This window comes from Corynebacterium sp. ZY180755 (assembly GCF_054331495.1).
The window spans coordinates 2,453,163-2,471,535 of sequence record NZ_CM135811.1 but is presented as its reverse complement, the minus strand read 5'-3'; the positions used below and the strand labels follow the sequence as shown (position 1 = coordinate 2,471,535).

The 18,373-nt window shown below is 54.4% G+C and carries 16 protein-coding genes and 2 pseudogenes; 12 read left to right on the top strand and 6 right to left on the bottom strand.

Translation table 11 applies throughout. The annotated features are described in order from the left end of the window. Positions 1-155 precede the first annotated feature (155 nt). From ACXM2N_RS11240 to ACXM2N_RS11210, 7 genes are all read left to right on the top strand, one after another. Positions 156-1,685 (top strand): glycosyltransferase family 87 protein, encoded by a 1,530-nt coding sequence (locus ACXM2N_RS11240; RefSeq protein WP_458491152.1) that lies wholly within the window; start codon positions 156-158, stop codon positions 1,683-1,685. Between the two features lie 10 nt (positions 1,686-1,695). Continuing rightward, entirely contained in the window at positions 1,696-1,884 is a 189-nt protein-coding gene (locus tag ACXM2N_RS11235; RefSeq protein WP_458488742.1) for a hypothetical protein, read from the top strand. Positions 1,885-2,138: 254 nt separating this feature from the next. Further along, a complete protein-coding gene (gene rpsF / locus ACXM2N_RS11230; RefSeq protein ID WP_458491150.1) occupies positions 2,139-2,426 on the top strand; it encodes a 30S ribosomal protein S6 in 288 nt (95 codons plus the stop codon). A 127-nt stretch (positions 2,427-2,553) separates the two neighbouring features. Then, complete coding sequence (locus ACXM2N_RS11225; protein WP_458488740.1) at positions 2,554-3,171, top strand: single-stranded DNA-binding protein; 618 nt, start codon at positions 2,554-2,556, stop codon at positions 3,169-3,171. Between the two features lie 80 nt (positions 3,172-3,251). Then, entirely contained in the window at positions 3,252-3,704 is a 453-nt protein-coding gene (gene rplI, locus ACXM2N_RS11220; RefSeq protein ID WP_458488738.1) for a 50S ribosomal protein L9, read from the top strand. Between the two features lie 1,128 nt (positions 3,705-4,832). Further along, the gene (gene dnaB / locus ACXM2N_RS11215) at positions 4,833-6,410 is read left to right on the top strand and encodes a replicative DNA helicase (protein WP_458488736.1); all 1,578 of its coding nucleotides are present in this window, start codon (positions 4,833-4,835) and stop codon (positions 6,408-6,410) included. A gap of 248 nt (positions 6,411-6,658) precedes the next feature. Further along, entirely contained in the window at positions 6,659-7,414 is a 756-nt protein-coding gene (locus tag ACXM2N_RS11210) for a hypothetical protein (RefSeq protein ID WP_458488734.1), read from the top strand. 88 nt (positions 7,415-7,502) lie between these two features. On the opposite strand, the gene ACXM2N_RS11205 is transcribed toward ACXM2N_RS11210, so the two are convergent. From ACXM2N_RS11205 to ACXM2N_RS11195, 3 genes are all read right to left on the bottom strand, one after another. Continuing rightward, positions 7,503-8,849, bottom strand: a complete 1,347-nt coding sequence (locus tag ACXM2N_RS11205) for an MFS transporter (RefSeq protein ID WP_458488732.1) — start codon at positions 8,847-8,849, stop codon at positions 7,503-7,505. Between the two features lie 283 nt (positions 8,850-9,132). Then, positions 9,133-11,514 carry a heavy metal translocating P-type ATPase gene (locus tag ACXM2N_RS11200; RefSeq protein WP_458488730.1) on the bottom strand — a complete coding sequence of 794 codons (2,382 nt, stop codon included), beginning with the start codon at positions 11,512-11,514 and terminating at the stop codon, positions 9,133-9,135. A gap of 85 nt (positions 11,515-11,599) precedes the next feature. Further along, positions 11,600-11,803 (bottom strand): heavy-metal-associated domain-containing protein, encoded by a 204-nt coding sequence (locus ACXM2N_RS11195; RefSeq protein ID WP_458488728.1) that lies wholly within the window; start codon positions 11,801-11,803, stop codon positions 11,600-11,602. Positions 11,804-11,982: 179 nt separating this feature from the next. Between ACXM2N_RS11195 and trxA the strand changes: the two genes are divergently transcribed. Together trxA and ACXM2N_RS11185 are read left to right on the top strand one after the other, a co-directional pair. Beyond that, complete coding sequence (trxA, locus tag ACXM2N_RS11190; protein WP_458488726.1) at positions 11,983-12,354, top strand: thioredoxin; 372 nt, start codon at positions 11,983-11,985, stop codon at positions 12,352-12,354. A gap of 347 nt (positions 12,355-12,701) precedes the next feature. Beyond that, positions 12,702-13,544 (top strand): PspA/IM30 family protein, encoded by an 843-nt coding sequence (locus ACXM2N_RS11185; protein WP_458488724.1) that lies wholly within the window; start codon positions 12,702-12,704, stop codon positions 13,542-13,544. Positions 13,545-13,756: 212 nt separating this feature from the next. Here ACXM2N_RS11185 and ACXM2N_RS11180 read toward each other — a convergent pair. After that, positions 13,757-14,113 (bottom strand): annotated as a pseudogene (locus ACXM2N_RS11180) (NYN domain-containing protein); the annotation flags it as partial. Positions 14,114-14,631: 518 nt separating this feature from the next. Then, positions 14,632-15,208: pseudogene (locus ACXM2N_RS11175) on the bottom strand (NYN domain-containing protein); the annotation flags it as partial. 236 nt (positions 15,209-15,444) lie between these two features. Here ACXM2N_RS11175 and ACXM2N_RS11170 point away from each other — a divergent pair. The 3 genes from ACXM2N_RS11170 to ACXM2N_RS11160 are packed head-to-tail and all read left to right on the top strand — an operon-like array spanning position 15,445 to position 17,760. After that, entirely contained in the window at positions 15,445-15,819 is a 375-nt protein-coding gene (locus tag ACXM2N_RS11170; RefSeq protein ID WP_458488723.1) for a GntR family transcriptional regulator, read from the top strand. Next, positions 15,816-16,649, top strand: a complete 834-nt coding sequence (locus ACXM2N_RS11165; RefSeq protein WP_458488722.1) for an ATP-binding cassette domain-containing protein — start codon at positions 15,816-15,818, stop codon at positions 16,647-16,649. Before ACXM2N_RS11170 ends, ACXM2N_RS11165 begins: the two co-directional genes overlap by 4 nt. Positions 16,650-16,659: 10 nt before the next feature. Continuing rightward, a complete protein-coding gene (locus tag ACXM2N_RS11160) occupies positions 16,660-17,760 on the top strand; it encodes a hypothetical protein (RefSeq protein ID WP_458488720.1) in 1,101 nt (366 codons plus the stop codon). Positions 17,761-17,918: 158 nt separating this feature from the next. Here ACXM2N_RS11160 and ACXM2N_RS11155 read toward each other — a convergent pair whose 3' ends face one another. Then, positions 17,919-18,176, bottom strand: coding sequence for a hypothetical protein (locus ACXM2N_RS11155; protein WP_458491178.1), 258 nt, complete (start codon positions 18,174-18,176; stop codon positions 17,919-17,921). Positions 18,177-18,373 lie beyond the last annotated feature (197 nt).

Sequence of the window (18,373 nt, the reverse complement as noted above, 5' to 3'; positions counted from 1 at the left end):
TGTGAGCATCAATGCCAGCGTCTGTGCTTAATCTCGGCGGCTAATGGCAGGGGATGCACAAAGTGAACACCTAAGGAGTCCCAACCAACGTGGCCAGACAACGCACCGTGCTTGCCGACCCAGCCAAAAGAGTCTCCCCCACCCGCACCGAGCCCATGGCGCGCGACATCGCCGGGTTCCTCGGCGGCGCGCTGGGGCGCTTTGCGCGCGTCGGAACGCAGAGATTTTGGACCCCGCTGCGCGTGCTCATCGTCGTCGGGCTCACCTTCTTGAGCCTCGGATTCCTTGCCAAGGCCAACTGCATCCAAGGCTCCATGATCGACGGTGTTGCCCAACTGGACTGGTCCGGCAACCGCCAGTACACCTCCGCCTGTTACAACGACATCGTGCCCCTCTACGGCGCCCGCGGACTCGATCAGCCAGGCTTTCCCTATGCCTACTCGTTCCAAGAGGGCCAGCACACGAGGTATATGGAATACCCCGTGCTTGCTGGCATATTCCAATGGGTTATGGGCCTGATCGCCCAATTCACCTACCCGATAGTAGACCTACTCCCCTTTGCTATTCCTGAGGTAGCCCACTACTTTGCCATCACTGCGCTCGTCATGTCCGCCATGTGGATTGTGGTGATCAGGCTGGTTGCTGAACTCACCGGAAATCGCGTCTGGGACACCATGCTCGTGGCGGCCTCCCCGTTAGTGGTGATGCACGCGTTTACCAACTGGGATATTCCGTCGATTCTGTGTGCGGTTTTGGCGTTGTGGTCCTTTAAGCAACGCAACGTTACTTTAAGTGGTATCGCCATCGGACTAGGCACCGCATTTAAGTTGTGGCCGCTGTTCCTGTTGGGCGCATTTATGGTGTTGGCGATTCGCAGTAGCAAGCTGAAGGACTTTTTTGCCATGGTCGCAGCGACTGCTGTGACGTGGCTTGTTGTTAACGTTCCAGTGTGGTTGGCGTACCCGGATGCATGGGCTGAGTTTGGTCGTCTGAATTCGACCCGCGGGTGGGAGTGGACCACTATTTACGCTGTACTCGGCCGTGAGTTTGGGTGGTCTGGCTTCGATGGTGGTGCTACCCCGCCGGTGTTGCTGAATGCGTTTACCTTCCTGGCCTTTGTGGGGCTGTGCGTGGCTATTGGGCTGTTGGGGCTGAAAGTGGCTCGTCGTCCGCGTGTTGCGGAGCTGTGTTACCTGATCGTTGCGGCGTTTTTGTTGGTGAATAAGGTGTGGTCGCCGCAGTACTCGTTGTGGTTGGTTGTGTTGGCTGCGTTGGCGTTGCCGCGTTGGCGTTTGCTTTTTGCATGGATGCTTGTCGACGCCCTCACGTGGCCTGTTCTGATGTGGCACATGATGGGCGAGGAGCATAAGGGCGTGCCGGGGCAGCTGTTGGATCTGTTTGTGCTTGGCCGTGACGGCCTCATCGTTGCCATTGGTGTTCTCATCATCCGACAGATGCTGGGCAAGCATGAGGATCCGGTGCGCGCCGCCCACGGCGGCGAGGATCCGCTCGCCGGATCCTTCGGGCAAAAAGACACCTTCATTCTCGGTGGCGCCTCAACTGATGGGCATCGCGGTGTTACGTCGGTGGCGGGAGAAAGTCACGGTGCGCACTCGCCAAAGGTGGCGCACTCTGGGATTACTGTAGAAGATACTAAGCCGGTGAATCCCGACGAGATGAAGTAGGTAGATTGCTATGTCACTGACGATGGTGCTGACTATGGGCAGCGTGTTCCTAGGTTTCTTGCTGTTTGGCGCAGCCTTTGCCGCATTCATGTACAAGAAGCCTCAACGACTGGTGTGGACGCTGTTTGTCATAGCGGCGCTGTTTATCACCGTGATCCCCGTGGCCCTTGCAATCTTTGTGGGAACTAGCCCCGCGTAGCGGGGCTAAACCTCGCCCTGCTGCTGAAGATCGGGCGTTCCGCGGCCTCGCTGAGTGTGTGGACGCCGCTGGGGACGTCGGGAAGCTTATGGAGCAGCGGGATTTTTGCTGAGAAACGGGCCGAAAGTGTAGACATTCTCCTGCAGATACGATATTCTTGCAAGGTTGCTGACGCAACGAACCCTCCTGCCACGCCCAGACCGACGGGCGCGGCCGAAATTATAACTACTAGACCATAGGAGGTGATGAGGTCCGTGCGTCACTACGAAGTAATGATCATTCTGGCTCCAACTCAGGATGAACGCACTGTTGCCCCGTCCCTGGACAAGTTCCTCGAGATCGTCCGTAAAGAAAACGGCACCGTGGAAAAGGTTGACATCTGGGGTAAGCGCCGTCTGGCATACCCAATCGAGAAGAACGAAGAGGGCATCTACGCTGTCGTAGATCTCAACTGCGAGTCCGCTACCGTACAGGAGCTCGACCGCGTGTTGAACCTCAACGACGGTGTTCTGCGCACCAAGGTTCTGCGCGCTGACAAGTAATTCACTCCCCTCACGGAGAAATTATTTTTAGCGGGAAGAATCTTCCTTCTTTACGTAAAGTAAATCCCCAGAAACGGTTTACACCCAGAGAAGATGCCCACCACTAAATTTTGTAAGGATTAAGAATATGGCACAGGGAGACGTCAACATCACGATTGTTGGCAACATCGTTGCTGACCCTGAACTGCGCTTCACCCCTAACGGTGCAGCTGTAGCAAACTTCCGTGTAGCTTCTACCCCACGTCGCTTTGACTCACAGACTAACCAGTGGGTTGACGGCGAGGCCATGTTCATTGCCTGCAACATCTGGCGTCAGGCAGCCGAAAATGTCTCCGAAACCCTCACAAAGGGCATGCGAGTCATTGTTACCGGCCGCTTGAAGCAGCGCTCCTACGAAACCCGCGAGGGTGAGAAGCGTTCCGTCATGGAAATTGACGTAGATGAAGTAGGTCCATCCTTGCGCTACGCAACCGCACAGGTGAACCGCAACCCTCGTGAGGGCGGCGGAAACTACGGCGGTAATGGTGGTGGAAACTACGGTGGAAACCAAGGTGGCGGAAACTACGGCAACTATGCCGGTGGTAACCAGGGCAATCAGGGCGGTTACAGTAACGCCGGCCAGGGTGGCTACCAGGGACAGCCGAACTCATCGGGTTCGTCCCAGCCAGCACCGCAAAATGACCCGTGGTCATCTGCACCGCCAGCTGGTGGATTCAATGGCGGCGACGACGAACCACCGTTCTAAGTCACACGCTATTCAACCAATTTTCACACTTACCGGCGTAACACTGTTTGCGTCGGACCGTTACACGAAAGGCAGGGATCATGAAGCTGATCCTCACCGCCGAAGTTGAGAACCTCGGTGTCGCTGGCGACATCGTGGAGGTCAAGGACGGCTACGGACGTAACCTCCTGCTTCCTCGCGGCCTGGCAATCGTAGCCACCCGTGGTGCTGAGAAGCAGATCGAGGGCATCAAGCGTGCACAGGAAGCTCGCGCAATTCGCGATCTTGACCACGCACGTGAGGTAAAGGCACAGCTCGAGGCTCTTGAGGGCGTTGAGATTGCTGTCCGCACCTCTGAAAAGGGCAAGCTCTTCGGCTCCGTTTCCGCTGAAGATATCGCTGCAGCTGTTAAGAAGGCTGGCGGCCCGAACCTGGATAAGCGCACCATCGTATTGCCAAAGGGCTTGGTCAAGTCCACTGGCGCATACAAGGTAGACGTCAAGCTGCACACCGACATCGCAGCTACCGTGAACTTTGAGGTCGTTGCTGCCTAATAAGGCATAAAAGCATCGACGGTCATTCAATTGGCCCAACGACAACAGCATCGAGCAACCCCGCTCCCACACTTCGTGGGAGCGGGGTTGCTCATTTTGTGCTGGGATATTTCTATAAGTAACGCAACGTTACTTATAGGATGACAGTTCTCACATTTTCTTCGGATTGTCATTTTTGGGTGTGCTTTTCACGCTGATCAGAGTTTTTCACAGGCTGCTTAGCGAAGCTGTGGGTAAGTTTGCGCAGGCTATGGTTTTTTGGGTGTGAGCGGGGTAATTTGGGCTCTGTCAAATGCGCTGGTGAGGAGATTTATCCACTACTTTTCATAGCCGATGTGAGTATCGAAAAAGCGTGTTGACCTGCTTTTTCTAAGAAATTTGCCCGTCGAAGCACAGAATTACTCACAAGTTATACACAGCCTTGCCGGGTTCGATCCTGCAGAAACGCTGATTTGCTCACATGCTTGTGGATAACCTGTGGATAACTTGCTGTTTCGGTACGTAGGACTCGGTAGTCAACAGGCTGTGTGCGCGGTGGGTGAAACCGGTCTGAAAACCTTGAGCACACATGCGCTTGACCTCAAACATAAGCCCAACGGATTAAATCAGGTGCAGATCCGCTTAGACGCTAGCAACGGTTTCTCAGTGGGATAAATAGGAGCGATGCCGTGCTTTTACAACGGACATGCTCCTTTACTGTTGTTTCTGGCATAGACGAATCTTCTCCGTTCGCTCACTCCCCTGCTTATCCCACCAAGCTGAGTTTACGAGGATGGGTTTTGCTGTCGCGTGATATGGGTTACGGAAAAATGAACCATCACGGCGAGCTGGTGCAGTTGATGGCCAAGGAGACACAGGAATCCCAAACAGGAATCCCAAAGCGGAGTAAACGCCGCTAAGTGTGCACCAGACCTCGCGAGAATTATGTGCTGCGGAGAGTGGGATGGCTGAGTCTTACTGGATTACTAGATAGCAGCTAGGAGAAGAGTGCGGTGTGGGACGGAATCGCAGTGACAGCATGATGGAAGCGCTCGGAGTACTGTGATGATGGAATGGAGATAGGCGGTGGAGAATGCTGGTCAGATAGGGTGGAGGAGAGAAGTCTGACGCACGTTGTAAGGTAGTGGCATGACGTCGCCAGGTACAGAACAACCGGAAGAAAACACCGCCCGCCAAGACTCCACGCGCGATGATTTTGCTGAGGACTCATTTGCCAGCTTCTCAGATGATTATTTGCCGCCTAATGATTATGACGCTCCACCTGAGGAAGCAGATTTCCCGCCTCCGCCGGTAGAGCCAGGCGGTTTTGAATCGCGTCCACGGAAGTTTAATGGTCGAGGGCGATACTACCGCGACAAGGGCGCTGATTACTCAGCTGGTGGGGAGTTCCGTCAGCCTCCTCACGATAACGAGGCTGAACAGGGTGTTCTTGGGGCAATGTTGCTGTCACCGGACGTGGTTACGGAAGTCATTGAGGTTCTATCAGTTGAAGACTTCTATCGGCCAGCGCACCAGCTGATCTTCGAAGCCATCATTGACTTGTTCAGTGAGAACAAGGAAATTGACCCTGTACTGGTATCAGCACGTTTGGATCGTGCCCACAATCTCGAACGCGTGGGTGGTGCGCCTTACCTGCACACCCTCATTTCCTCTGTGCCCACGGCAGCTAATGCATCCTTTTATGCAGAGGTTGTGGCGGAGAAAGGCCTGCTCCGCAGGCTTGTCGACGCCGGCACGCGCGTCGTTCAACTGGGTTACGAGGGCTCGGAAGGCGCCGAGGTAGAGGCAGTCATTGATATGGCTCAGCAAGAAGTCTTTGCCATCAATAAAAAGTCAAGTACAGAAGACTACTCAATATTGGCGGATATCATCCAGCCGACCATGGACGAGTTGGACGAGTTATCTGAAAATGGCGGCCTAGCTATGGGTATTCCCACCGGCTTCATTGACTTGGACAACCTCACTAACGGCCTCCATGGTGGCCAAATGATCATCGTTGCTGCGCGTCCTGGTGTGGGCAAGTCCACCATCGCACTGGATTTTGTTCGCTCCTGTGCCATCAAGCACAACAAGGGAGCTGTGATTTTTTCCCTGGAAATGTCCAAGTCTGAGATTGCCATGCGTCTGCTGTCTGCAGAAACAGAGATCAAACTTTCTGACATGCGTGCGGGCCGTATGAGCGACGAAGATTGGACTAGGTTGGCTAGGAGAGTCGGAGAAATCGAGCAAGCTCCGGTATTCATAGATGATTCCGCCAACTTGACCATGATGGAGATTCGCTCCAAGGCGCGTAAATTGAAGAAGTCTCATGACATTCAGATGATTGTTTTGGACTATCTTCAGCTAATGAGTTCAGGTAAGAAAGTGGAATCGCGTCAGCAGGAAGTCTCTGAGTTCTCCCGACAGCTGAAACTGTTGGCAAAGGAACTCGATGTCCCACTCATTGCGATCTCCCAGCTGAACCGTGGTCCGGAATCCCGCACAGATAAGCGCCCACAGTTGGCCGACCTCCGTGAATCCGGTTCCCTCGAGCAGGACGCTGATATGGTTATGCTCTTGTACCGTCCAGACTCGCAAGATAAGGAAAACGAGCGCGCTGGCGAGGCTGATATCATTTTGGCGAAGCACCGTGGTGGCCCAATCGATACGGTTCAAGTTGCTCACCAGCTGCATTACTCGCGATTCGTAGATATGGCTCGCGGCTAACGAGCTCAGGGAATTATTAACCCCGCCTTAAACAGAAACAACGTTTCTAAGGCGGGGGATTTTTTGTGCCTCAGTGAGGGAGAAGGGGATGACATACTCGGATCTAGTTGGTGATTGGATGAGAGAGGCCAGAAGGTCGTGACGGTGCCTAGGGATGAGCTATAAGTAACGCAGCGTTACTTATAGCAACTCTCCGGTTGGCTACCTATGCTGGAAAGAAAAACTAACAAAAGAGCAGAGGTAGAGAAATGGCCAGAGGCCCTCAAGAGTGGGACGACTCCAACGATGAGACGGAGTTCTTCGAACGCCCTAATACAAAAGGCAGCTACGAAGGCTATGGCTCGGATGAGACGCAAGTTTTCCGGCGCCCTGATTCCGACCAGGAAGTCTTTCCTTCGTGGAGCGGTCAGGACAGGCAAGAAACCGAGTTCTTGGATCGTCCTAATCAGCAGCCAACCGATCAAACTCCTAGGCAACAATTTCCGCCAGGGTATGACCCTGTAAGTGGCACGTATGCTCCAGGGTATGGGCAGCAGGGTTACCAAGAAAGTCCCAATCAGCAAGGTGTGCCACCTCATTACCAGGGACCGCAGTATCAGCAACCAGCACAGCCACCACAATCAAGCCAACAAACGGGACGTAGGAAAGCCCAAGGTGGCTCCGGAGGGCTCATCGCCTTAGGTTTTCTAGCTGGCTTGGCGTTAGTGGCAGCCATCGTTTTCTTCCTCATGTGGCGGGGATCGGAGGACAAGCCGGCGTCTCCTCCTGTCACGGAGACTGCTACTGTGACGCAAACGAAGACGGTGGAAAAAACGCCTGAGCGGGAACCAATTTTGCCAACTGAGTTCCCAACGGAATTGCCTGATTTGCCATCCGATATCATTCCAACCGAGTTGCCTGAATTGCCGAGCGAGGTTCGGGATTTTGATGTTGAGGGCTTTGTAAATGATCTTTTGGGCAACAATGATGGGGCAGCGGATCAACCAGCGCCGCCGGCTCAGTAGGGAAGGCTAGATTGAAGGGTCGTAGCGTTTTGCGTACCAACGTTACGACCCTTTGCTAGTTCTGTTCACTCTCAACAAGCCGAGTAGGTCAATTAAGGATCTTTCCTTTTTGCTCGGGTAACAGCAGGGTAGCTATGGCTGCGAGCAAAAATGCGCTGCCGAAAAGTGCAAAGAGGGCTCCGGTACCGAAGGCTGAGAGGATCGGTGGCACGATTAGTGGTGAGATGATGGAAGCGATTCGACCAAATCCCGCAGCTGCTCCGGTGCCGGCTCCTCGAAGGTGGGTTGGGTAGAGCTCGGGGCCAATGGCGTAGAGTGCGCCCCATGCGCCTAGGTTGAAGAAACTCAACAGGCATCCGGCGATAATGATCAGAGTTGGCGTATCAGCGACGCCGTAGAAGGCGGCCGCAGCCGCAGAGCCGATGAGAAATGTGGTTAGGGTAGCGCGTCGGCCCCACACTTCAATGAGCCAAGCTGCCGCAGCATAGCCAGGTAACTGGGCGAGAGTGATGATGAGGGTGAACTGGAAGGATTTAACTAGAGTGAATCCATCAGCAACCAGTAGGGAAGGGATCCAGATAAAGGCACCGTAGTAGCTAAGGTTGACACAAAACCACACGATCCACAGCGCTGCGGTGCGGTTACGCAGGGTGCGAGACCAGATGCTTTCAGATTCATCCACATCCTTGTTCTGTGCTCCGGTTGCTGCTCGAGTGCTCTCCTCAGTGTGGAGTCGAGTTAGCTCCTCGGAAGGAACGTCTGCCTCGAAATCAGTGACTATCTTTTCAGCTTCCTCTGTCTTGCCTTTCTCTTCGAGAAAGCGAACAGATTCTGGCAGGTGGAGACGAACATACAGCGCGTAGAGGGCAGGAATGCACCCCAATGCAAGAGCCCATCTCCAGCCATTGTCGTTTGCAGAAACTACAAAAGCTCCGATTGCAGCAGCAGCTATCCATCCAAGTGCCCAGAATGCCTCCAGCGCAACAACCAGACGGCCACGAATATCGCGAGGCGCGAACTCTGAAATTAAGGTGGAGGCCACGGGTAATTCGGCGCCCAAACCTAGTCCCACGACGAATCGTAGTGCGATCAATACGGTTAGGCAGGTGGCCAATGCGGATGCTCCGGTGGCTAGGCCGTAAACAAGAAGGGTAACGGCGAACACGTGCCGGCGCCCGAACTTGTCGGCAAGCAAGCCACCGAAGGTGGCGCCAAGCGCCATTCCGATAAAGCCAACCGACGCTAGCCACGAAGTTTCGGTGGAAGTGAGGCCCCAGTGAGCTGAAAGCGCGGCCATGATGAAGGAAATCAATCCAACATCCATAGCGTCGAGTGCCCAACCAATGCCAGAACCAAGCAACATCCTCTTGTGCTTTTCCGTAAGTGGCAGCACGTCTAGGCGCTGGTTACGAGTGAGTGAGTCTCCGGAATTCATGATTACCGCTTTTTCATTAGAAGGGAAATCCACTGATAGTTAGTTTTCGACTACGAGTCGAAAAGTGAATCAGGGTAATCATATTCTCGCCTGCACTCATTAACAACACCCACGGAGCTTACTTTTAAAGTCTGCTGGCAGCGCTCATGATTTGCAGCTCATTTGCGTGAATTAAACCTTGGGGCACGCTTTGGTTTCCGCGGAATGCCCGGTGGGGCACCTGAAAGTGGCGTCCGTTATTGATGAATAGGCCAAAAGTTAGGTTTTCCCTATTTGCCACTGTTTACGCTGAGGAATCCGCGCCGAAGATGGAATGAAAACTCTTCAGGCGTAGGGAATTAGTGACCACGAAGATTGAGCTCAACGCCATAGCTAAGCCCGCGAACATCGGGTTCAACAGGCCAAAGGCAGCAACAGGAATGAGCACCACGTTGTAGGCAAACGCCCAGAATAAATTGGTCTTGATAGTTTTCAGAGTTGCTCGGGAAAGCCTAATGGCGTCAACCACACTGCGCAGGTCATCATTCATGACGGTGATGTCACTTGCCTCAATCGCCACATCGGTTCCGGCCCCCATAGCAAGGCCTAGATCGGCTTGTGCAAGCGCTGCGGCGTCATTGATGCCGTCACCAACCATAGCAACCGTCTTACCACTGCTCTGTAGATCGCGAACGTAGGCGACCTTGTCTTCTGGCAAAACGCCAGCCTTAACCTGGTCAATGCCAACGGCGGTTGCTACTGCCTTGGCAGCGCCAGCGTTGTCGCCAGTGACAAGAGCTGGCTCAAGGCCCAGCTTCTTCAACTCAGTAATAGCAGCCGCAGAGGTTTCCTTTGGGTCATCAGTGACACTGAGGACGCCAATAGCTTCACCATCCACAACCACTACAACCGGCGTGCTGCCTTGGGAACGCGCATCCATTACCTCCCGCAGTGAGCCCGATCGTGCAGCTTCAGGTTTCAGTACCGAAACTTCACGTAGTACACCAGCTATGTCAACCTTGGCTCGTGCACCAGCACCTGGTATGGAGGTGAAATCCTGAGTAGGGTAGAGCGGCCCTGAGCCAGCAACAATTGCCTTGCCAATGGGGTGCTCGGAATGCTGTTCGACGCTTGCAGCGATGGCTTTGAGGTCATCAACCGAGAACGTTGCTTTAAGCAACGTTGCGTTACTTAAAGACATTTCCCCAGTGGTGACAGTGCCGGTTTTGTCGAGCACGATCGTGTCGATATTGCGTGCGTTCTCGAGGGTTTCCGGTCCCTTGATAAGTAATCCCATGGTTGCACCCTTGCCGCTGCCAACAAGGATCGCCGTGGGGGTTGCCAGTCCGAGTGCGCATGGGCAGGCAATGATGAGGACGGCAACAGCCGCGGTGAATGAATCCGTGACGTTGTGGTGGGCAATGAGTAGGTGCCCGATCAACGTGAGTGCGGCGATGGCGATCACGAGTGGCACGAAGAATTGGCTAATGCGGTCGGCGAGTTTCTGAACTGGGGCTTTACGCATTTGTGCATCTGTGACGAGCTTGCTCATCTGGGCGAGGGTGGTGTCATTGCCCACGCGGGTTGCCTGAATGCTAAGTTGTCCCGACACATTGACGGTCGCTCCGGTGACGTTATCTCCTTGGGATTTCTCCACAGGTATGGACTCGCCGGTGACCATGGATTCGTCGACCGCACTTGCGCCGGCAATCACTACACCGTCGGTGGCGATTTTTTCGCCTGGGCAGACCTCAAAGATTTCGTCCACGCGCAGTTGTTCGATGGGGATGGTGAGGGTCGAGCCGTTTCGCTGGACACGCACGTCCTTGGCGCCGAGGGCCAACAGAGCTTTGAGGGCCTCGGAACTGCGCCCTTTGGCTCGGGCCTCGAACAGACGGCCTAGGAGTAGGAAGAGAAGCACCATGACGGTGGCTTCTAGATAGATGTGGTCGTGTGAACCGTGGCCTGTGTGGACATCCGTGTGCTGGAATGCGGTGAGGCTCATGTCCATTCGCATGCTTGGGTCACCGGCTGTGCCAAAGAGGAGTGCAAATACGCTCCAGAAGAACGCCGCAGAGGTGCCTAGTGACACGAGCGTGTCCATGGTGAAGGAACCGTGACGGAGATTTTTGATTGCGGCGGAGTGGAACGGCCAGCCGGAATAGATAAACACCGGAATGGTGAGGGCAAAGCATAGCCACTGCCAGTAGTCGAACTGCAAAGAGCTCACCATTGATAGCACAAACACAGGGATGCCGAGAATGGCTGCCACAATGCTGCGACGCTTAAGGTCGGCGATGTGCGCACGGGCTGCCTCTGAAACAGGGTCACTAGGTTCCGTGCTCTCTGTATTAAGAACTTCGGGATCGGCCACCAAGCCTGCTGTACCCGCCGAGCTAGGCATGTCCGGGGTTTCGCCTGGCTCCGTGGTTGCAGGCGAGAGCTCAGCGGCTGCAGCCGAGAGTGCGGTGGTTGCGGGCCGGAGCTCGGTGGCGTCGTAGCCTGCGGCGCGGATGACGTCGATAAGCTGCGGCACGCTGACGTTGTCTGGGAACGTGACCGAGGCGATTTCGGTGGCATAGTTGACGCTGGCCTCCACGCCGTCTAGCTTGCCCAGTTTGCGCTGCACGCGCGCTGAACATGAGGTGCAGGTCATTCCGGTAACCGCTAAATCAACTTCTTGCATACCCCTATTCAACGCGAAGCGGGCATAAAAAAGTCCCACCGCCATGGGTAAAACACTCCTGCGGTGGGGCAGTGGTAATCAGAAGTTAGACAGCTTTGAGCTCGTAGCCGGCTTCCTTGATGGCTGCTTCAATGTCGGAATCAGAGAAGTCTTCACCGGTGACAGTTACGCGACCGGTTTCTAGATCCACATCAACGCCTTGTGTGCCAACCACTTCGCTGATTTCCTCAGTAACACTTGCAACGCAATGCTCGCAGGTCATGCCTTCAACAAAGTAGTTCTTGGTCATCTTGAGAAGATCCCTTCAGCCTCTCGTGCCAGCTGCCTAACAGGCCCGAGGAAGCACAACTTCCGATAGGCTGGGTAGAGCAACGTTGGCAATGTGGAAATAACTATTCCAGTCTAACTGTTATACAGATAGCGCCGAAGATATCGTTGCGAGCAAACTATTAAGAAAAGGACATTCAAATGGCAACCATTGACATTACTGAAGATAGCTTCGAAGAGACCGTCACCAAGGAAGGCATTGTTTTCGTAGACGCTTGGGCATCGTGGTGTGGTCCTTGCCGTGCGTTTGCGCCAACGTTTGAGAAGGCATCTGACGCACACGAGGATGCAACTTTTGCCAAGTTGGATACTGAGGCTAATCAGGGTCTAGCTGCAGCATTGCAGATTCAGTCCATCCCGACTCTGATGGCTTTCCGCGATGGAATCATGGTTTTCCGTGAGGCTGGAGCTATGCCACCGGCTGCTTTCGAGGATCTCATCCAGCAGGTTAAGTCTCTGGATATGGAGGATGTTAAGCGCCAGGTTGCTGAGCAGCAGGCACAGGGCGAGTAACACGGCCCTAAGTTTCAAGGTCCTAAAAAGCGTCTAAGAACACACCCCTTTGGGGAGCATTCTTTCCGACGTCACCGGCCGCCGAACAACCACCGCGCACTGCGCGCGGCGGTTGTTCGGCGGTATTTTTGTGCCCCAATCATCGCGGACTGATCCTTGATCCAGATCCATAGAAATTGGCGTGAACTGTGTAAATGATGGACTTATGCATGGTTGATGAGGACGTCATTGGTTCTTAAACGAACTGAACCGGCGGAAAAATATGGTCTGCGTCTCTAAAATGGGGAGGTGTCAATGCGTGCCCTCACTTATGGGCGGGACTGAGCAAATGAAAGAGAAGAATTAACGTGGCTAACCCATTTTCAAAGGGCTGGAAATACCTCACTGCTAGCTTGGATCAAAAAATTGATGATAATGCTGACCCAATGGTTCAGATTAAGCAGGCTACTGATGCTGCTAAGAAGCAGCACGAGGAAATAGCAAATCAGGCAGCGAACATTATCGGCAACCGAAATCAGCTGGAAATGAAGATGAACCGCCTGATCGAGGAGCAAACCAAGCTCACTGAGCAGGCGCGTACCGCTATCAATCTTGCCGATAAGGCTAACGTTTCCGGTGATGCGGTGAAAGCGCAGGAGTACTCTAACGCTGCGGAGATCTACGCATCCCAGCTCGTGTCTGCTGAAACTGAGCTAGAGGAAACTAAGACACTCCATGCTCAGGCCGTTCAGGCTGCGCAGCAGGCTCAGTCTCAGGTTCAGCAGTCTGAGGCTCGCCTGAAGGATCAGCTGGCGCAGATTGATCAGATGCGCAACCAGGTCAATCAGACCCGTATGCAGGAAGCGAACAATGCTGCTATTGAGTCCATGAATGACTCCGCGCTCACCCCGGACGGAGACGTCCCCACCTTGGACTCAGTTCGCGCCAAGATTGAGCAGCGCTACGCAAATGCGCTTGGTTCCCAGGAGCTAATCCAGAACGGTACTGGCGCGGCCATGGCAGAGATTGACGCAGCTGGCACTGATATGCGCGCAAAATCTCGGCTTGAGGAAATTCGTGCGTCCATGGCTGGCGGCAATGAGCTAGAAAATGACAAGAAGGCGCCGCAGCTCGAAGCTGCAGAGGAAGCTGCAGAAGAAGCCGTTGCTGATGACGTGGACAAGCAAGCTGCTGGCAAGCCTGAGCAGTAGAACCTGAAGAAGGTTATAGGTTTAAAAACGTAAAGAACTGCCTCTTCCTAGATCACGAGGTCTTAGGAAAGAGGCAGTTCTTTACGTCTATAGAGGCAAGCAGCCTAGGGGGCGATACCTCCGTTCGGTGGCAACTACCTAGTAAGTCCGGCTGAAAACCGGAGGTAGCCCTGCTTAAAGCCGTTTATGTTTGAAGCCGTTTATGTTTGCCTTTACTGCTTCTTCTGGTTGTTGATGAGGAGACTGCGTATGCCGGAGTGGAATCCGTCACGAAGATTCACGCGCTGAGACTCGGTCAGGGTGTACTCGTGAAGAGTCTCGCAAGCAAACTGGAGCAGTGGCCGATCGATCTCTGGTGGGAGCCCGCCTCCGGAGAGCAGGTGAGCGGAATCTCGTTGTTCTGGCGTGGCTGCGTTGTCGTACCACCAGACAGCGTATTGCTGACCCACATCGAACGGGGTTTGGTAACCGGCTGATGCCCATACCTCATTGGGGAGTGGTACATAGCGGGAGCGCAGCTTACGTCGCGGTGCCATCATGGAAGGGTTTGGCGCGGGGGTTGCCCGCGGCTTCATGGATGCCGGAGTTGGTGCAGACTGCGGTTGTTGTGCGTCCTCGTTGTCGTCATCGCTGACGGTGAGTTCCACAGATTCCTCAATACGGGAGGTGACCCGAATTGTGCGGTGACCAGGCTTGCGTACCTCTTCGCGGTTGGTGTCCGCTGGCTTGTGGTGAGCATGGGCCATGGTGGCAGGTGTTGGGTGTGGTTCTGCCTCTGGTTCCGCGTCTAGAACTTCCGGCTCCAGAACTACCTGTTCTGGTTCTTTGGTGTGGTCCTCGGTGACATGATCCTCAGCGGAACGATCTTGGTCACCCGTCATGGACGCCATCTGCTGGTGATGAGCCTTGAGGCGATCTGCGCCTAGGTCCTGATGGACAGCTTCTGCGTCTGGGGCGTCGGATTGGTCTGAAGAGTGTGCAGCTGGAGATTGAGGATTGTACTCAGTAGTTCCAGGACGTGGCTCAGTGTCTGCATCATGAGGGCACTCTTCACCGTGGCCGCCTTCGGCGTCTTGGTTGCATTCAGCCTGTCCGCGCACAACGGGCGGCAGGGGGCCTTCGAGAACTTCGAGCTGCATGCAGTCAGAGAAGTCTTCGCGCGGATCCAGGATGGTGGTGGAGTCGCAGGCGTGGCGCAGCGCTGAGGACATGGAGTCCCAGCCAAAGCCGTAGAGGTGTACTCGGACACCTGCGTTAACTGCTTCCTGGACGCCTGGGATCATGTCTGCATCACCAGAAACGAGCACGATGTCAGTGAACTCGCGGCGTACGCCACTGAGGACCATGTCAGCCACGAGGCGGGTATCGACAGCTTTTTGGGTGCGGCGCTCACCCCACTCGATGAGCTGGCCTGCACGCAGTTGCACACCGTCACAGGTGCGTAGTGCACGCTGGTAACGGTGTGGGCCGGTGTCAGGGATGCCGTCGTACCAAAGTTGACGGTGGACTTGCTGTCCTAATTGTTGCTGCACCATCTGGCCCAAGGTGGCAACAACTTCGGGTAGGTCAATTTCTAACTGTGCGCGGGCTCCAATTTCCCACGAGTTGTAAAAGCTGGCCAATAGGTACGAGGTGTCGACAAAGATCTGTGTTCTTTCGAGCATGGTTGTCTAATTTCTTTTAATTGCTAATTAATTTTGCTTGTTTTATTACCAACTAGCATGCCTTATTTTGTTCACCCGCGTCGAGGAAATAACTGTTTTGGCAGGTCATTGGCACATGATTTTTTGGTCACACCTGTCACATCTCTTGCGCATTGTCGGAATCGGTTATATGGTTAGTTACACAAGTAACTAACCATATAACCAACTGGGCGATCACAACAAGAAAGGCGGAAGCAATGGATGATTCAACAGCACCACTGTTTCGTCAGATCGCGAGTCTGATTGAAGACTCCATCGTGGATGGAACGCTCGCGCCGGGCGACCAAGCACCGAGCACTAATGAGCTCGCCGCGTTCCACGCTATCAACCCTGCCACTGCCCGCAAGGGTCTCACGCTCCTCGTAGAGATTGGCGTGCTGGAGAAGAGAAGAGGAATAGGCATGTTCGTCACTGACCAAGCCAAAACCTTGATTACGTCAAGGCGCAAAGACACTATGGCTGAAAACTACATCGTCCCACTCATTGATGAAGCCGTAAAGCTCGACTTCACCCGCGAAGAAATCCACACACTCATCGAGGCAGTTGCAGAAAGCCGAGGGCTGTACAAATGATCTCCACCAGCAATCTAACCAAGTACTACAAGACCAAACTCGTTCTGGATAGCGTCGATCTTGACTTCGCGCCGAATCAGATTCACGGCCTGCTGGGCCGCAACGGCACGGGCAAGTCCACCTTGCTCTCCATCCTCGCCGGCCAAGTCAAGGCAAGCGATGGTGCTGTCACCATGGACGGGCAGCCTGTCTTTGACAATCCGGACACCATGGCCCGCACCGTCTACGCTGGCATTGACGTTCCTTTTCCTGGGAGCTGGAAGGTGCGTGCAATCATCGATATGGCTGCCAAACGCTGGGAGCCTACGTTCAATACGGAGCTCGCGCAGCAGCTGATTAATGAATTCGGTCTTGATGAGTCCGCGCGCTATGACGCACTTTCTCGCGGTCAGCGCTCCATGGTGGGCATCATCGTGGGCCTTGCTGCTCGCTGTGAACTAACGCTTCTCGACGAACCTTACGTTGGCCTAGACGTAGCCAACCGCGAGATTTTCTACCGCACCTTGATGGCAGAGGCGCAGCTTCTTCCGCGCACCATCATCCTCGCCACGCACCACATCGAGGAATCCGCCAAGATCCTAGACACCGTGACGGTGCTCGGCCGCGATGGCCGCATCGCGCACCGGGCCGACGTCGAGAAGCTGGACGGGGCCTACGTGCACGTGCTCGGCCGCGGCCTAGGAACCAACGACGGCGAGATTCGCCGCACCGAAGGGGCAGGGCTTATCGACGTCCTGACCACCGCAGACAACGCCGCGCTCTACCAGGGCGCGACCACGCGCCCAGCCGAGCTGGACGACGTCATGACCGCGCTCATTGAGAGCTCCTAAGGAGGCAAACATGTACGCTCAACTGTGGAAAACACGGCTGACTAACGTCCCATCCCTGGGGGCTCTGATTGGTTTTGCCCTATGGGTTCTCTCCCTGGTAGTTCTTCGAATGGCCGGAGTTACGAGCATGAATGTGCTCGGATTCGTGGTCGTGTCCGTACTATTGCCAACCCAACTCATCGGCGAAAACAAACAGTACACAGCGCTGGGGCTATCCCGAAAGCAGGGCTTCATCAGTGAACTGATGATAGTGGTGCCGATGGGCCTCCTGGCCGCCGTACTGTTTCTGCCGGGTTCTTCTGCGTGGACGTGGATTGGCTGCATCGCCTTGTTCCTCGCTTTTCTGCCCGTGCACTACTGGGGTATTGCTGACCGAGCCGCGGATCAGAAAGTAATGCAGTTTTTCAATGGCACAACTACTGTGAACTCCGATTCCAGGGGCACCTCGAGCGGGTACCTTGCTACTCCAGCCACACAACACGTGTGGATTCCTAGCTTTAAAGCCACCATCATTCTCACGGTCCTGATCACAGTGGCGCTCTTGTTTGGATCCTTCGGGGACGTATTTGAGGATGGCCTAACGAGCCCAGCATTCTGGCTGGCCTACATCGGAGTCTTCACAGCGAGCGTGCTAATCCCTGGCATGGTTGTTATGCGTGGTGGAGCTGGTGCTTGGCAGGCTTTCGGTCTACCCCGGAAGCAGTTCCTCATCCACGCCACGACCGCAACGTTCTTGGGGAATGTTGTTATAGGTAACGTTGCGTTACTTATAGCAACTGTCTTTAACTACGAACTGGTCCAAGAATCACTAACAAAGTTCGTACTCGCATGGATTACGTGGACTGTTGTATCTGTTGCGTACGTTCCTTTGGCAGCACGAATGCCAAAGGGATCCAACATCATTCTGCTGATGTTTGTGATCTTCTTCCTCTCCACATTCCTCAACGTTGAAGACCAATACGTGTGGGCTGTAGTTGGCCCCGTCGCACTAGCGGTATGCATCCCAATGGTGCTCATCGGTGCATGGAGTTTCTGGAGTATTTGGACGGGCAGCCACGGAACCAGGTTGGTAATTCCAGATAGCGGCCTAAAAAAGTCCATGAGTAGCTAGAGAAGAACACAAGAGATGATGGAAGGTTAGAAGGCTGTTGCTTACGCCAGCGGCCTCTCCTTCGGGTACGGAAGAAGCGTTCTCTCCGTGGATGAGCGTGCACTCGCGCCGACACCATCCACGGGATTATGGGTGTAAACGGCGCCGGCAAAACCACTCTATTGCGCGCAATTGCTCGTCAGCTCAAAGCTCATGATGTCCTGCAGATCGAGGAAATGGCCTGTTAGGACAACGCTGCCGTGATGGGCCGCACCGTACTGACGGGCATCGACGTGGAGCTTCCCGAAGGGATTAATGGCAATGCGCGGAATACGGTGGAGCGAAATGCTGATACTTAAAGCGGCAATCGGATTGTGAATTGCATCTGCAGTAGGCAATATAAGGGCAGTAAGAGCGGTGATACTAAGTTGCCTCATTTAAATACGTTCTACCTCCTAGTTATCCGCCATCGACCTAATCCATAGGGTCGAGGAATAACCCGATGCCTTGGAGAAGTGCAGCGGTGAAAACCAAGCGGTTAATCCGGTAGCAACGCGTATGAACATGATTGCTCTATGAACCACAAAGAGACACCAACACAAATATGTTTTGTTTCCTGCCAGGGGGAAACGAC

Bases quoted from the DNA above. Each gene is read 5' to 3' on its own strand.
- ACXM2N_RS11205 (WP_458488732.1), bottom strand. From the start codon at position 8,849: ATGAATTCCGGAGACTCACTCACTCGTAACCAGCGCCTAGACGTGCTG.
- ACXM2N_RS11195 (WP_458488728.1), bottom strand. From the start codon at position 11,803: ATGACCAAGAACTACTTTGTTGAAGGCATGACCTGCGAGCATTGCGTT.
- ACXM2N_RS11235 (WP_458488742.1), top strand. From the start codon at position 1,696: ATGTCACTGACGATGGTGCTGACTATGGGCAGCGTGTTCCTAGGTTTC.
- ACXM2N_RS11160 (WP_458488720.1), top strand. From the start codon at position 16,660: ATGTACGCTCAACTGTGGAAAACACGGCTGACTAACGTCCCATCCCTG.
- ACXM2N_RS11240 (WP_458491152.1), top strand. From the start codon at position 156: ATGGCGCGCGACATCGCCGGGTTCCTCGGCGGCGCGCTGGGGCGCTTT.
- dnaB (WP_458488736.1), top strand. From the start codon at position 4,833: ATGACGTCGCCAGGTACAGAACAACCGGAAGAAAACACCGCCCGCCAA.
- rplI (WP_458488738.1), top strand. From the start codon at position 3,252: ATGAAGCTGATCCTCACCGCCGAAGTTGAGAACCTCGGTGTCGCTGGC.
- ACXM2N_RS11170 (WP_458488723.1), top strand. From the start codon at position 15,445: ATGGATGATTCAACAGCACCACTGTTTCGTCAGATCGCGAGTCTGATT.
- ACXM2N_RS11210 (WP_458488734.1), top strand. From the start codon at position 6,659: ATGGCCAGAGGCCCTCAAGAGTGGGACGACTCCAACGATGAGACGGAG.
- ACXM2N_RS11225 (WP_458488740.1), top strand. From the start codon at position 2,554: ATGGCACAGGGAGACGTCAACATCACGATTGTTGGCAACATCGTTGCT.
- ACXM2N_RS11165 (WP_458488722.1), top strand. From the start codon at position 15,816: ATGATCTCCACCAGCAATCTAACCAAGTACTACAAGACCAAACTCGTT.
- ACXM2N_RS11155 (WP_458491178.1), bottom strand. From the start codon at position 18,176: ATGAGGCAACTTAGTATCACCGCTCTTACTGCCCTTATATTGCCTACT.
- ACXM2N_RS11200 (WP_458488730.1), bottom strand. From the start codon at position 11,514: ATGCAAGAAGTTGATTTAGCGGTTACCGGAATGACCTGCACCTCATGT.
- trxA (WP_458488726.1), top strand. From the start codon at position 11,983: ATGGCAACCATTGACATTACTGAAGATAGCTTCGAAGAGACCGTCACC.